The sequence below is a fragment of the Streptomyces sp. DH41 genome, from assembly GCF_029813785.1.
Taxonomy (GTDB): domain Bacteria; phylum Actinomycetota; class Actinomycetes; order Streptomycetales; family Streptomycetaceae; genus Streptomyces.
The window spans coordinates 107118-120508 of record NZ_JARVKY010000018.1 but is presented as its reverse complement, the minus strand read 5'-3'; the positions used below and the strand labels follow the sequence as shown (position 1 = coordinate 120508).

Annotated in this window: 11 protein-coding genes and 2 pseudogenes; 9 read left to right on the top strand and 4 right to left on the bottom strand. The window is 68.3% G+C overall.

The genetic code is table 11. The features are described from left to right. Positions 1–4: 4 nt before the first annotated feature. Positions 5–616 (bottom strand): TetR/AcrR family transcriptional regulator, encoded by a 612-nt coding sequence (locus QC283_RS26725; RefSeq protein WP_279564242.1) that lies wholly within the window; start codon positions 614–616, stop codon positions 5–7. A gap of 109 nt (positions 617–725) precedes the next feature. Between QC283_RS26725 and QC283_RS26720 the strand changes: the two are divergent. After that, a pseudogene (locus QC283_RS26720) lies at positions 726–1367 on the top strand (alpha/beta hydrolase); the annotation flags it as partial. 245 nt (positions 1368–1612) lie between these two features. On the opposite strand, the gene QC283_RS26715 reads toward QC283_RS26720, so the two are convergent. Then, positions 1613–2173 carry a TetR/AcrR family transcriptional regulator gene (locus QC283_RS26715; RefSeq protein WP_279564240.1) on the bottom strand — a complete coding sequence of 187 codons (561 nt, stop codon included), beginning with the start codon at positions 2171–2173 and terminating at the stop codon, positions 1613–1615. Between QC283_RS26715 and QC283_RS26710 the strand changes: the two are divergent. After that, positions 2157–3044 (top strand): annotated as a pseudogene (locus QC283_RS26710) (IS30 family transposase); the annotation flags it as partial. The gene QC283_RS26715 and the pseudogene QC283_RS26710 sit on opposite strands and share 17 nt — an antisense overlap. 87 nt (positions 3045–3131) lie before the next feature. On the opposite strand, the gene QC283_RS26705 reads toward QC283_RS26710, so the two are convergent. Continuing rightward, entirely contained in the window at positions 3132–3767 is a 636-nt protein-coding gene (locus QC283_RS26705; RefSeq protein ID WP_164402734.1) for a TetR/AcrR family transcriptional regulator, read from the bottom strand. A gap of 146 nt (positions 3768–3913) precedes the next feature. Between QC283_RS26705 and QC283_RS26700 the strand changes: the two genes are divergently transcribed. Further along, on the top strand, positions 3914–4672 hold the full coding sequence (locus tag QC283_RS26700) for an SDR family NAD(P)-dependent oxidoreductase (protein WP_279564238.1): 759 nt from the start codon (positions 3914–3916) through the stop codon (positions 4670–4672). A 168-nt stretch (positions 4673–4840) separates the two neighbouring features. Here QC283_RS26700 and QC283_RS26695 read toward each other — a convergent pair whose 3' ends face one another. Continuing rightward, positions 4841–5119, bottom strand: coding sequence for a hypothetical protein (locus tag QC283_RS26695; RefSeq protein ID WP_279564237.1), 279 nt, complete (start codon positions 5117–5119; stop codon positions 4841–4843). Positions 5120–5232: 113 nt separating this feature from the next. Between QC283_RS26695 and QC283_RS26690 the strand changes: the two genes are divergently transcribed. The 6 genes from QC283_RS26690 to QC283_RS26665 all read left to right on the top strand — a co-directional run bounded on the left by QC283_RS26690 (position 5233) and on the right by QC283_RS26665 (position 13002). Beyond that, positions 5233–5880 (top strand): hypothetical protein, encoded by a 648-nt coding sequence (locus QC283_RS26690; RefSeq protein WP_279564236.1) that lies wholly within the window; start codon positions 5233–5235, stop codon positions 5878–5880. Between the two features lie 109 nt (positions 5881–5989). Further along, on the top strand, positions 5990–7603 hold the full coding sequence (locus QC283_RS26685) for an alpha/beta hydrolase (protein ID WP_279564235.1): 1614 nt from the start codon (positions 5990–5992) through the stop codon (positions 7601–7603). 1066 nt (positions 7604–8669) lie between these two features. Beyond that, entirely contained in the window at positions 8670–9320 is a 651-nt protein-coding gene (locus QC283_RS26680) for a GOLPH3/VPS74 family protein (protein ID WP_279564234.1), read from the top strand. A 68-nt stretch (positions 9321–9388) separates the two neighbouring features. Next, complete coding sequence (locus QC283_RS26675; RefSeq protein WP_279564233.1) at positions 9389–10123, top strand: DUF3159 domain-containing protein; 735 nt, start codon at positions 9389–9391, stop codon at positions 10121–10123. Between the two features lie 36 nt (positions 10124–10159). Next, positions 10160–11410, top strand: coding sequence for a phthiocerol/phthiodiolone dimycocerosyl transferase family protein (locus tag QC283_RS26670; RefSeq protein ID WP_279564232.1), 1251 nt, complete (start codon positions 10160–10162; stop codon positions 11408–11410). Positions 11411–11580: 170 nt separating this feature from the next. Continuing rightward, positions 11581–13002, top strand: coding sequence for an FAD-dependent oxidoreductase (locus QC283_RS26665; RefSeq protein ID WP_279564231.1), 1422 nt, complete (start codon positions 11581–11583; stop codon positions 13000–13002). Positions 13003–13391: the final 389 nt, after the last annotated feature.

Genomic DNA, 13391 nt, shown 5'->3' with positions numbered 1-13391 from the left:
CGGTTCACGGCCGGGGGGGTCCGGCGGATGGTGCGGGGCCGGTGGAGAGGACGTGGTCGACGGCGGCGTTGAGGGTCTCGGTCTCGGCGATGAGGACGGATTCGCGGGTGGGCAGTGCGCGTTCGACCGAGAGTCCGTTGAGGACGGTGAGAAGGAACCTGACGTTGCGGGTGTGGTCTCCTGGGGGCAATGCGCCCTCCTCGGCGAGCACGGTCAGCCAGTGTTCGACCCGGCGCTCCGCCTCCCGCTCGTGGGCGAGGTAGGCGGTGCGTACCGGTTCGGTCGGTTCGGGTTCGATGAAGCTCCGATAGACCGTGCCCCATGCGGTTCGCGCGTCCTCGTTGGTGCCGAGCGGTGCGAGAACCTGCCGCAGGCAGTTCAGCAGCCGTTCGCGGGGCGACAGTGTCCGGTCCCGGATCGGGTCGCCGGGCAGCAGGTGTTCGTAGATCCGCTTGAGCAAGCTGTCCTGCAGCGCGCGCTGGGTGGGGAAGTGGAACCTCAGCGAGCCGATGCTCACCCCCGCACGCGCGGCGACCGCGCGCACGCTCAGCTTCGCCGCTACGTCCTCGGCGATCATCTCCGCAGCGGCCTGGAGGATCTTCTCGCGTGTTTCCATGTCCTGCTCTCCTTAGCTTCTCCCAGCACCCTTCACTGTACTAGCACGCCGTACTAGTACAGCATGCTAGTGCTCCGACCGGGAAGTTCGCCGGGGCGGTCGTCCGGGCGCCATCGACGTGCTCACCACGACCCCCGGCATCGACCCGCGGCGCATCGGCGTCCTCGGCGTCTGCGCCGGTGGCGGCTACGCCGTGCACACCGCCCGCACGGACCACCGCATCAAGGCGGTCGGCACGGTAGTCCCCGTCAACATCGGCGCCGCGTTCCGCAGCTTCTCCCCCGACGGTCCGGCCGCAGCACTCGACGCCCTCGCGGACGCACGGACCGAAGAGACCCGCTCCGGCGAGACGACCCGCGTGAACTGGCTGCCCGACACCCTGGAGGACGCCACAACAGCGGGCCTGACCGACATCGACACCACTCAGGCCGTCACCTACTACCGCACCGAGCGCGGCGGTAACGAACATTCCACGAACCGGCGCCTCTTGCGCAGCGACTCCCTCCTGCTGGGCTACGACGCGTTCCACCTGGCCGATCAGCTCATGACCCAGCCACTCCAGGTCATCCTCGCCGGACGCATCGGCAACACCGGCTCCTACGACACCGGCATGCAGCTGTGGAAGCTGGCCCCCAACCCCGTCGACCTCATGGTGATCGACGGCGCCGGCCACTACGAGATGTACGACGAACCCGAATACGTCGACGCTGCCGTCGAACGACTCACCAGCTTCTATGCGAACAACCTGTAAGGCATCCGAACCGGCGAACCTATGCGGTCCCAGCACTAGCGCCCTTCCTGACACGCTGCACTAGTGGCGGTGCCGGCCGATGCACACAGGAAGGGCGGAGCACGACGTGTAAGCAGCGGGCGGCATCAAGGCGCCTGGAGCCGGGCGACGGCAGGGAACTGCAGCGGTTCCGCGCTGTACGAGGACGACGACGGGAGCGGTCAGGAGTGACGGGCAGGGCCTGGCCGGTGGCGCGCGCCCCCGGCTCAGGGTGACTGCGGGGCGCCGTGTCGCAGGCCGTCGAAGAGGAGGGCGGTGATCTGCCGGGCCTCGACCAGCCAGCCCTCCGTGGCGCGCATTCCGCAGATGCCGCCCAGGGCACGCAACAGAGTTGGCCCTGTGATGTCGTCGCGGACAGTGCCGGCCGCACTGCCTGCTTCAAGCAGCAGGGAGAGGGCACCGGCCATACGCGTACGGGCGTCGCCGAAGACCGGTGAGTCCGTCGCCATGATGCTTTCCAGCACACCGGACATCCCCTTGCCCACCGCCGCGTGGTCCACAAGCAGCAGCAGGAAGCGCCGCAGCGCCTCCTCCGGGGCGTGCTGGTCCAGCAGGACGCCGGGCGTGGCGCACAGGTCGTCGACCTCTTTGCGGTAGACCTCCTCGATCAGCGCGTCGCGGGTTTCGAAGTGACGGTAGAGCGTTCCGACGGCGACGCCGGCGCTGCGGGCGATGTCCTCGACGTGCGCGTCGGCGTCGCCGCCGAGGAACGCCTGGCGGGCCGCGGACAGCAAGGCCTCGCGGTTGCGTCGCGCGTCGGCACGCAACGGCGGTCGGAACCTCTACCGAGCGGCGTCCGCTGATGCGGCCGCCTACACGCGCGGGCGCCGGCCCAAGTCGGCCAAGCTCGCCCAACGGCCGGCTCTGCGCGCCCTGGTGGAGGGCAAACTGGCTCTGTGCTGGTCGCCCGAGCAGATCGCGGGATGGCTGCGACGGCAGTTCCCTGCTGACGCTGTCATGCAGATCTCGCACGAAGCGATCTACCTCTCGCTCTACGACCCACGCCGGCGCCAGGCGATCGACCGCAGCCTCACCCAGCGACTGCGGTCAGGCAGGCCTATGCGCCGCCCGAAGCTCGCCCGGCGGCCCACAGGGCGGGGCATCATCCGCGGCATGGCGTCCATCAGCGCCCGTCCCGCCGAGGTCGAGGACCGCAAGGTCCCGGGCCACTGGGAAGGCGACCTCGTAATGGGCACCCGGCCCTCGGCCGTGGCCACGCTGGTCGAGCGCACCAGCCGCTACACGGCCGTCGTCGCGCTGCCGGACGGCATCAAGGCCGAGCAGGTCACTCCGCACCTCACCAGGAGTCTCCTCGGCATCTCGCCCCAGCTACGACGGACGCTCACCTGGGACCGGGGCCGGGAGATGGCCGAGCACCAGGCCATCACCGCCGAGACCGGGATGCCGATCTACCTTTGCAAGCCACGGAGCCCGTGGCAGCGCGGAACCAACGAGAACACCAACCGGCTGCTACGGCAGTACCTCCCCAAGGGAGCGGACCTCCGCACGTTCAGCCAGGCCGACCTGGACGCCATCGCCTACGAGCTCAATCACCGTCCGCGCAAGACCCACGGATACCGCACTCCGGCGGAGGTCTACGCTGACCTTCTGAACAGCAGTGATGCGCTGACCGCTTGAGCTCGCCATCGTTTGCCTACAGGTATCGCGGGTGAAAGCGCCGCGGTCTTAGGCATTGCGCGGCCGTGTGGAAATTCCGGCTCCGGGTCAGGCCGGCGGGCCGGGGGTGTATCTGGCGAGCATGGTCTGGACGGCCTCTTCGACGGCGCTGTGGATGTCGGAGGCTGCGGGGTTCCAGCCGGTCAGCAGCATGCGGGGCCACAGGACGTAGTTAGCGATCATGCCGAGGAACTGGTTCGCGGCGCTTTCAGCGTTGGGCACATCAGCGTTGCCCGCCTCATGCTCGGATTCCAAGTAGTGCTGGACGGAGGCGAAGTAGGGCAGTTTGCCGAGCTGGAACTGCATCCGTCCCAGCTCGGGGAAACGAGGCAGTTCGGCGATGACGATCCGGAACAAGCCTGTCATGCGGGGCTGGCCGATCAGGTCGGCGTAGCGGTGGCCGATGGCTGTCAGCCCGGAGCGCAGATCTCCCGCCTGTGGCCGCGCGGCGGTATCGCCGGCGTCGCGCTGCCAGGACTCGGTGACGATGGCCTCGAAGAGGGCCGCCTTGGTGGGGAACTGCTTGAACAGGGTGGACTTCGAGACCCCGGCCGCTTCGGCGATCCGTGCGAGGGAGGTGCCGTCGTAGCCGCGGTCCAAGAACAGTTCTGTGGCCGCGGAGGTGATCGCCTCACGCTTCTGCTGGGCGAGCCTGCGGTGATGCGCGGTGAGTTCTGCTGCCATGCGGAGAGTATGCCGCAGCCCCGAGGCGAGTCACTTGACTCGCCTCGGGGCCCCACTTACGGTGCAGCAGTAAGGCGAGTCGAGTGACTCGCATCTGAGGTGTGGCACCTGGGCGCATCCTCGTTGTCGCACGATGGAGGAAGTTCATGACAGTCGACAAGATCGCTTTGGTGACCGGTGCGAATCGCGGCCTCGGGCGCAGCGCGGCCATCGCCCTGGCCACACGCGGGGTGCGGGTCGTGGTCACCCACCGCGGTGACGCGGCCGGGGCTGAGAAGACGGTGGAAGAGGTGCAAGCCGTGGGTGGGACGGCCGCCGCTCTCCGGCTCGACATCAGCGACGTCCCCTCCTTCGCGTCCTTCACCACCGAACTGGGCGCGCAGCTGGAGCGCTGGGGTACTTCGCGGCTCGACATCCTGGTCAACAACGCGGGACTGGGAGTCTTCGGACCGCTGGAGACCGTCACGATCGACGACTTCGACACGGTGATGGGCACCAACGTCCGGGGCACGTTCTTCCTCATCCAGTCGCTCGTGCCGCTGCTGGCCCGGGGCGGCCAGGTCATCAACGTCTCGACGTCACTGACTCGCCACACCAGCCCCGCCACCTCGGTCTACTCCGCCTCGAAGGCCGCCATCGAAGCTCTGAGCCGCACCCTCGCCGCAGAACTCGGACCTCGCGGCATCCGGGTCAACTCCATCGCCCCGGGGCCGACCGCCACCGACTTCAACGGCGGAGCGATGCGGGACGACGCCGGAATGCGCCAGGTTCTGGCCGGACAGACCGCGCTCGGCCGCGTCGGCGAACCTGAGGAGATCGGCGACGCCATCGCCACGCTGGCCTCCGAGGGACTGCGCTGGGTCACCGCCCAGCGCATCGAGGTCTCCGGCGGCGCCCTCCTGTGACGCCGGGCGACGGCGAGACGTCAGCACCGCCTGGTGCCGCTCGTGCCACAACGGGCCGACCTCGGTGACAAGTTCTGCGATCACGTCGGGCGTCAGCCCGGTGATCCGCGGGCTACGGATGGTTGTCGCACGCGTCCGATTCCCCACCACACGGGTCGTGCTCAACGATCAAGGTCTCGCCAACCACGCACGAGCCCGTAAGGACTGTCCCGTAAGTACCGCTTGCCACCGGCGCTCCGCCTCCCGCTCGTGGGCGAGGTAGGCGGTGCGTACCGGTTCGGTCGGTTCGGGTTCGATGAAGCTCCGATAGACCGTGCCCCATGCGGTTCGCGCGTCCTCGTTGGTGCCGAGCGGTGCGAGAACCTGCCACAGGCAGTTCAGCAGCCGTTCGCGGGGCGACAGTGTCCGGTCCCGGATCGGGTCGCCGGGCAGCAGGTGTTCCTTCACTTCTCCCCGCTTCCCCACCCGACTAGCACGCCGTACTAGTACGGCGTGCTAGCGTGTCCCTAGCACGCTGTACTAGTAAGGGTGCGGCCGAGGTGCGAAGGGGTGCGCGGAGCATGGCGTTGAAGCAGTGGGCGGCATCAAGGCGCCTCAAGCCGGGCGACGGCAGGGAACTGCAGCGGTTCCGCTGGTGGCAGCTCCCCGTGCGCTCCCTGTTCTGGCTACGGCTTGCCGGTGACGGCGGGCAGGAACGCCTGTACGCCGTCGACGTACGGCACTGGGCGCGATTGGACAACAGCAGGATCCGGGCGCATCTGTTCCTGGACGGCAGGCATGTGGCCGAGTCGAAGTTGCCCGCGCTCCTCCCGGTCGACGGGGGCGTCATCGAGGTGGCGATGAGCAGCTACGGCATCAAGCGCTGCCACTATCGCCCCTTGGACGGACAACCGTCTCAGCTCACGCCCGACCCCGCCTCCGCGGAGGGACGGAGGGCGCGCTTCGGCACCCGCCACCCGGGACTGAGCCGGGCGGTCGCCGTCGGATCGGTGTTGCTGCTGGTCATCGGTGTGGGCCTGAACCTGCTGCAGCTCGCTGAACCCGTCTCTCACATCCCCCCCGTCACACAGCGGGTCGGAACCTTCGTATCGCCGATACACCTACCGATCTGGCTGAACCTCGCACTGGGAGGCGGGGCCGTTCTGGCGAGCATGGAGCGCGCTCTCCGCCTGCGGTACTCCTCCCTGCTCGACGCGGCCGGTCGCTGACTCATCGGAGCGAGGAAGGCGCGACCACGCCCTCTTCGGCCGGCCTCTCGCGCGACCGGCGCAGCCGGGCTGCAGGGCATGGCACACGTAGGACGAAAGGAAACTGATCATGATCCAGTCGAGGCCACGGACCGCCGCCAAGTACGGGGCCGCGTTCGCCGCGGCCCTCATGGTCCTGACGGGATGCTCGTCCGGCGCCTCGGGGCTGCGCAGCACGTCCGCAACGGGCGCGTCGGCCCCGGCTCCCTCCCCGGACCCGCTCACTTGGAGCACGTGTGGGAAGGACCTGGAATGCGCCACGATCAAGGTGCCGCAGGAATACACCGACCCCGAGGGCGCGCAGATCCCGCTCGCGGTCATGCGGCACCGGGCCACCGATCCCGCCCAGCGCATCGGCAGCCTGATCTTCAACCCCGGCGGACCCGGGGTCGCCGCCACCGAAACACTGCGTAACCTGCCCAAGACAGCCGGTACTCCGGGCGCCTTCTCGCCCGCTGTGCTCGCCAGATTCGACGTCATCGCGATGGACCCGCGCGGCGTCGGCCAATCGCAGGCCGTTCGCTGCCTGACCGACAAGCAGCGAGCCGACGCCGCCGGCACCTCCTTCGACCCGGCGATCCCCGGGGGCAAGCCTCTGCCGCGACTGCTGGCCGATGCCGCCGCGTTCACCGACGGCTGCGCCAAGCACCAGAGCAAGAAGTTCCTGGCCAGCCTTTCCACCGACAACGTGGCTCGCGACATCGATCGAGTCCGCGCCGCGCTCGGCGAGAAAAAGATCACGTACTACGGCTTGTCCTACGGCACCGTGGTCGGCCCGATGTACGCCACCCTCTTCCCTCACCGAGTCCGCCAGATGGTGCTCGACGCGCCCGTCGACACCAACCAGTGGTTCGGCAACTCCCTCCCCTTCCAGAACGACGTCGCTGTGGCAAGCGAACGAACCCTCAACGCCTGGTTCAAGACCTGTCGCACCGAAGGGGCCGCAGTATGCCCGTTCGGGGCAGGTGACCCGGAGGCGGCGTTCGACACACTCATCGACACGTTGGAAGCGAAGCCGCTGAAGATCGCACCCGCCCAGGGGGGCGCCACCCCGGGCGGCGAACTCGACGGTGCCATGGCCCTGGAGACCACCCGAGCCCTGGCCGGCGACCAGAACACCTGGCCCTTCCTGACCTCGGCACTGCTGGCCGCACAGAAGGGCAACGGCGCACCCCTCTACACCCTGTGGAACAGCGTCACGGTATCCCCCTTCCCCGTCCCCACCGCGATGTTCGAAACCCACACCGCGGTACGCTGCGCCGACTGGAAGACCCCGTCCGGCATCGCCGCACACAAGGACGCAGCCGCCAAGGCCACTACCGAGGCGAAGCGGATCGGGACCCGGGCCGCCTACTCCGCTCTCAACTGCGCACGCTGGCCCGCGCCGAACAAGGACCGCGTCACCAAGCCGCTCACCGCCGCCGGTGCGCCCCCGGCACTGGTGGTCGCAGGCCGACTGGACCCCGTCACTCCCCACCACTGGGCCGAGAACATGACCCGGACTCTGGACGCCGCGGTCCTGCTCACACGTGAAGGAGTCGGACACGGCTCCTACGGCATCAACTCGTGTGTTAATAAGGCAGTTGACGCCGCACTCCTCCACGGCACCCGCCCCGCCGACGGCACCGTGTGCAAGACGGACACACCCGCAACCACCCGCCCCCTTGTCCCTGCGAAGCGTTGAGTCACAGCCAGCCGTCACCCGCCCACGCATACGCACGGCACGACCTCAGAACAGCGGAAGGACTTACGCACGGGCTGCCTGATGTTCAAGGCCACAGCTAAGGGCTGGCCCGCATTTCCCGCCGGGTGCCCGACGATAGCCAAGGGCCCTCGTCACGTTGTCGGAGCGTCCCCATACATCCCGTATGTGGACGCTCCTTCGCTTTGTGATGCGCCGCGTCCGGACGCCACGCGCTTGATCCACCGGGAGTTGCGGGGCAGTCCTCACGCACCTCGCTTCAGAATCCCGCCCGTGCGTGATTCTGCGCCGACTTGGTGAACTGACGCACCGCAAAAGCGGACAGAGAATAGGTCCTGCGTTCTCAACCGAGGTGGTCTCGACGATCTAATCCGCGGTTTCTGACGGCGCAGGTCAGACAAGGCAGAAGGAAAACCCGTGCCTTGCCCTCGTCGCCACCCCGCTCACAGCACACCACCTGGCCAGTTCAAGGGGAGACCGCCCCGTCATCGGCGACTCCTATTGCACCAGCGGCCTCTCCCACTGCTGCTACCGCACGTCCAGCACACCTTTCGCCGACGTCGACTCCAGTCTGCGCAACACCGCGATCGCCCGGCCCACCCCGGTTTGAGGGACTGGCCCAGCGGCACGGCCAGGGCCCGCCGGGAGCCCGGCACGAGAGGTCCTGTGCATCCCGCACGCCCTGTCGGGACGCCCCAGGCGCGAGGCGGACGCCGGTTACGCCTCTGTCACGACGGCGGACTCGGTGCGCACCATGCAGCAGATCCAGAAATGTCCATCCTCCAGGTCGCACAGAACTATGCCGTAACGTCACCAGTTTCACGGCTCGGACCGGAGGTAGGAGAACCACTGAAAGGCAAATCAGGGGCGAGGGCCCAGCGGTTAATCCCTGATGGGTGGGCGAACACCCAATTCGTTCCGCCTGCCCTTTTACAGGAATTAGAGGAAGGGAGGGCGCGGCCGATGAGCCTCTCCCCTGCGCGCATTTCACTCTCTTATCGGCGATAGAAACTCTTGCCCACTTCGGCTAGCACAAAGGAGAGTTCTGATGCCCACGAATTTCGCTCAGAAGCTGTATCTGCTCTGCTACACCGTCAAGAAGGAAAAGTTCCAGCTCGACAACATTCAGGGGCGCGGCCAGCTGCTGCGGGCCGGGGCGATGACTGAGCTGGCCCGTAACGGTCTGCTGGACGCGACCGGGGGAAAGGTTCGGCGGCTCTCCGGCAATCCGCCTGAGGATCCGTTCGCGGCATCGGTCTGGTACGACCTGCCCGAGGACAAGCCCAAGGGCTGGCTGAAGTTCCTGCACAACAAGGCGCACACAGCCGAAACCCCGGTCCGCGACCAGTTGCTCGCCTCCGGGGATGTCGCCATCGAACGCCAGAAGAAGGTGGCGGTCGTGTCCACCAACAGGGTCACCGTGGTGCACCCGGACCTGGTGCACGCCCTGCAGGACCGAGTGCGCGCGATCGTGCTCGACGGCGCTCCCGCCGATGACCTGACGGACGAGCTGGCCATGGCCGTCCTGGCGGTCGAGCTGGAGCTCACCTCGGTGTGGAGCAAGGAGGACCGCCGCACCCACAAGTCCGCCCTGAAGGCGCAAGCGGCGCGGTTCGACGCGTTCGTCCCCGGACTGCGCAAGGCACTGCGCGACTCCTATCTCGCGAGCCGGGCCGTGGGGGGCGGCTGGAGCGCCTGAACCGCCACGACCGCAACGAGAAATCCCCGAGAGACTCTGCAACCGCAGCCCGTGACCAGGAGTGATCGATGACCCAACTCGAAGGCGAGCACGCCCCCTCCCCAACTCACGACCGGGGCAACACAAGCGCGCCGCCCCCCGCCCCGGGTTCGCCCATGCTCGATTCCATGGGCGGCATCGCGGGCTTCGTCTACTCGACCGTCCCGGTCGTGGGGTTCGTGATCGCACTCGCCTTGCTGTCGACGAAGGCAGCCGTGGTCGCGGCGGTGGCAACCGGTGCGGTGTTCACCGTGGCCCGGCTGGTGCGTGGGGAACGTCTTCTCGCCGCTTCGGGCAGCCTGACCGGTGTTCTGGTCGCGGCAGGCATCGTCGCGCTCACCGGTTCCGCCAAGGACTTCTTCCTGCTGGGCATCTGGGTGGCCTTCGCAGGATTCCTCGCCACCTTCGGTTCGGTCCTCCTTCGCCGCCCACTGACCGGTGTGGCGTGGAACCTCCTGCACGGTGGCGCGCACGCCTGGCGTGCGGACCGTCAGGTTCTGCGGGCACACGACATAGCCACGCTCGCAGCGGCGAGCGTCCTCGGCGCCCGGTTCGTAGTGAAGCAGTGGCTCTACGCGCATGACGCCACCGGCTGGCTCGCCTTCGCGAAGATCGCCATGGGCACCCCCCTCACCGTGGTCGCCGCACTGGTCGTCGCCTGGGCCTTCCGTGCGACGTCCAAGCGTCTGGTGGACAGCCGACCCGTCCCGGCCGTCGCTCAGCACGAGGCCGAACTCCCTCCTCGTCAGGATGCCTCCATGTAGCGAGCAGTCACATCACCTCAGCGCGGAAGGAACCTCATGTCGATCAGCCACACGCAAACAGAGACGGTGCGGGAACTCGGAGCCTTCGAGCGGACCATCGATCTCTACATGCACCGAAACCCTGTCCAGTTCTCCCTGGTCGCCGAGATCGACCGTACGGTCTGTGAGCGGACGCTGGCACGGGCGCTGAAGAAGGTGCAGGCACAACACCCGCTGCTCCGCGTCTCGGTCGACCGCCGAGCCCCCCAGGCCCGGTACCGCTGGGCAGAGGGCCCGATCAGGATCGAGACAGCCACCGAGGGAACGCCCTGGCAGGCGGTCGTCGCTGGTGAGCAGAGGCGCCCCATCGCGCCGGAGCCCGGCCCGCTCATGCGGACCATCCTTATTCCCGCGGAGACCGGCAGCATCATCGTGCTGACCTTCGCCCACCAGATCACCGACGGCACCGGCGGCATGCGGGTGGTGGCGGATCTCGTCGCCGCCCTCGACGGCGACGAGGACGGCGGCCGGCCGACCCGGGGGAGGGATGTGCCGCCCTCCCAAGAGGCCCTCCTGCAGGCCCTCGACGCGGCGACGCCTCCCGTAGGGCCGCCCCAGGACGAGCTGATGAACCCGCCCGGCGAGCTGACTCAGTTCTCGGGACGGGCGCCGCACGTCTCCGCCTTGGCCCTGCAACGCGGCCTGACCGCACGCCTCCTGGCCCGCTGCCGCGCGGAGGGCGTGTCCGTGCACGCCGCGCTGTGCGCCGCCGCCGGGACGGTCTTCCACCGCGCGGGCCGCACCCGGGTGAGGGTGCTGAGCCCGGTCAACCTGCGCCGTGCCGCGGGTCTGCCCGACGCCGTCGCCAATCGCTTCGCCGGAGCGCGGACAGTCAGCGAGGCACCCCAGGCCGAAGATTTCTGGAAGCTGGCCCAGCATCATCACCAGGCTCTGGAACACGAGCGGACACCCGGGTTGCTCAAGGCCGGTTCGCAGGCGCTGGCCCATCAGCCGCCGACCACCCCCGAGGAGGCCGAGGCGATGATGACCCTGGTCACCGCCGCCGACATCCAGATCACCAATCTCGGAGTGGTCGAGGCGCCTGCACACGGCCACGCCCGTCTCACCGCTCTGTGGGGACCGGCGCAGACCACCCAACTGGCCGGTGAACACGTCCTGGGTGTCGCCACCTGCGAGGGGCGCCTACGCATGACGGAGCTGACCCACGACCCCATGGCCGTTCTGCTGCCCGACATGGTCGCCGTCCTCGCCCAGCAGTGCACCGAACCCGGCGCGCCCTCCTCCTGACGCGTGCAGGGCACCGAGCACCGTCCCAGACACACCGTCGGCCATCCGGCGGTTCGAAACGCCCGGGACGCCCTCGCCGAACGGGCAGAGCGCCACCGAACCGACCCGGCCACCACATCCACACCACGCCCTCGACAGCCGCACCCGATGAGCGACACACAGGAGTGACCATGCAGTCCCGTACCGACGCCCACGAAACAGTCGATACCGCCTTCCTGGCCGAGCTGCGGTCCCGTATTCCTGCGGACCGTGTGCTCACCAGCGGACCGGAGTACACGCGAGCCGTGGCGCTGTTCAACGCAGCGGTCGATGTCCGCCCTGCGGTCGTCGTGCGGTGCGCGAGCACCGCTGACGTGCAGGCGGGAGTACGCGCTTCTCGCAACCATGGAGTGCCAATCTCCGTGCGTGGCGGGGGTCACGACTTCTGGGGCCGGGCGTTCCGTCCTGGTGGGCTGGTTCTCGATCTGACCGACATGAGAGACGTGCAGGTCGACGTCAACCACGGTTACGCGACGGTCGGCGGCGGGGCTCTCTCTTCGGACGTGGTCTCAGCCGCCGAGCGGGCGGGCCTGACCGCCGTCACCGGAACGGCGGGCTCCGTCGGCATGGTCGGCCTCACGCTCGGCGGCGGCTACGGTCCCCTCCTGGGCCAATTCGGGCTCGCAGCCGACAACCTGCTCAGCGCCGAGGTCGTCCTGGCCGACGGCTCACGAGTGAACACCGACGCCGAACACCACCCGGACCTCTTCTGGGCGTTGCGCGGCGGCGGCGGCAACTTCGGCGTCGTGACCTCGGCACGGATCCGCCTGCACCCCGTACCGACCGTCATCTCGGGAACCATCCTGTACCCGATCGACCAGAGCGCCGGCATACTGGCCGACCTCGGCGGGATCCTTCAGGACAGTCCCGACGAACTGACGGTAGACGTGGGGTTCCTTCCCGGCCCGGATGGCAAGCCGACGGTGTACGTCGCGCCGACCTGGTCGGGGAACCTTGAGGCGGGCAACGCCCAGAACGGGCCGGTACGCACCCTGGCCGGACTCGGTACACACGTGCTCGCCGAGATCGGACCGGTCGCCCGTTCCGCAACGCTGGCAGCGACGGACGCCATGTTCCCCCCGGGACGCACGGGCGCGATCCGCACACGGACCGTCCGGAGCGTAACGGGCTCCATCGCAACCGTCCTGGACCGGGCCGCCCGGGAGTTCACCTCACCGTTCTCCGCGATCGTGTGGCACCAGTTCCACGGTGCGGCCACCCGCCCACCACTCGGTTCCATGGCTTTCGGCCGACGCGAACCACACCTCATGGTCGAGCTGATCTCCATGTGGGAGAACGGCGAGAACAAGGACCACACAGACGGTGGCGAAGACAGGTCCTCGCGCCTGCGCTGGCTGGAAGAGACTCACGCAGCCCTGGAACCGTTCTCACTGCCGGGTGGCTACGTGAACTTCCTGGGGCCGGAGACCCCCGACCAGGTAGCGAACTGCTACGGGCCGAACACCGAACGCCTGCTCGCCGTGAAGTCCGCAGTCGACCCGGACTCAGTCTTCTCCGCCACACCACTCCCTACATCCACCGCCGACGCCTGATCCCCGCGCGGGCGAGGTGAAGGAGAGATCGCCGACCTGGTCAGCGGCAGCGACTCCTCATCCCTGCCTTGGCGATTGAACAGCGACAGGCAACTGTTACTCGGGGGTTCTTCCAAATCTCGGGCCAGCGCGAGAAGGACTCCGGCCAGCTGCCCCACCGCAGGCCCCCGGAGCCTCCCATCCCCTCGGAAAGCGTTCCCCGAACGCAGCGTCAAGCACGCGTGTCCACCGGCTGTCCACCGGAGCAAGTGACTTCGCGCGACCGAAGGGCTGAACTGCACCAGAACAGCAGGTCAGAACCTTGCCGGAGCTCACAGGCGCCAGCGAAAACAAACCTGAGACCTGCGCATTACATGCACAGACGAGCGGTACCCGATTTGGCAGGATCC

Coding starts and splice junctions, on each gene's coding strand:
- QC283_RS26725 (WP_279564242.1), bottom strand. CDS start 616: ATGGAAACACGCGAGAAGATCCTCCAGGCCGCTGCGGAGATGATCGCC.
- QC283_RS26705 (WP_164402734.1), bottom strand. CDS start 3,767: ATGGCAGCAGAACTCACCGCGCATCACCGCAGGCTCGCCCAGCAGAAG.
- QC283_RS26700 (WP_279564238.1), top strand. CDS start 3,914: ATGACAGTCGACAAGATCGCTTTGGTGACCGGTGCGAATCGCGGCCTC.
- QC283_RS26690 (WP_279564236.1), top strand. CDS start 5,233: ATGGCGTTGAAGCAGTGGGCGGCATCAAGGCGCCTCAAGCCGGGCGAC.
- QC283_RS26685 (WP_279564235.1), top strand. CDS start 5,990: ATGATCCAGTCGAGGCCACGGACCGCCGCCAAGTACGGGGCCGCGTTC.
- QC283_RS26680 (WP_279564234.1), top strand. CDS start 8,670: ATGCCCACGAATTTCGCTCAGAAGCTGTATCTGCTCTGCTACACCGTC.
- QC283_RS26675 (WP_279564233.1), top strand. CDS start 9,389: ATGACCCAACTCGAAGGCGAGCACGCCCCCTCCCCAACTCACGACCGG.
- QC283_RS26670 (WP_279564232.1), top strand. CDS start 10,160: ATGTCGATCAGCCACACGCAAACAGAGACGGTGCGGGAACTCGGAGCC.
- QC283_RS26665 (WP_279564231.1), top strand. CDS start 11,581: ATGCAGTCCCGTACCGACGCCCACGAAACAGTCGATACCGCCTTCCTG.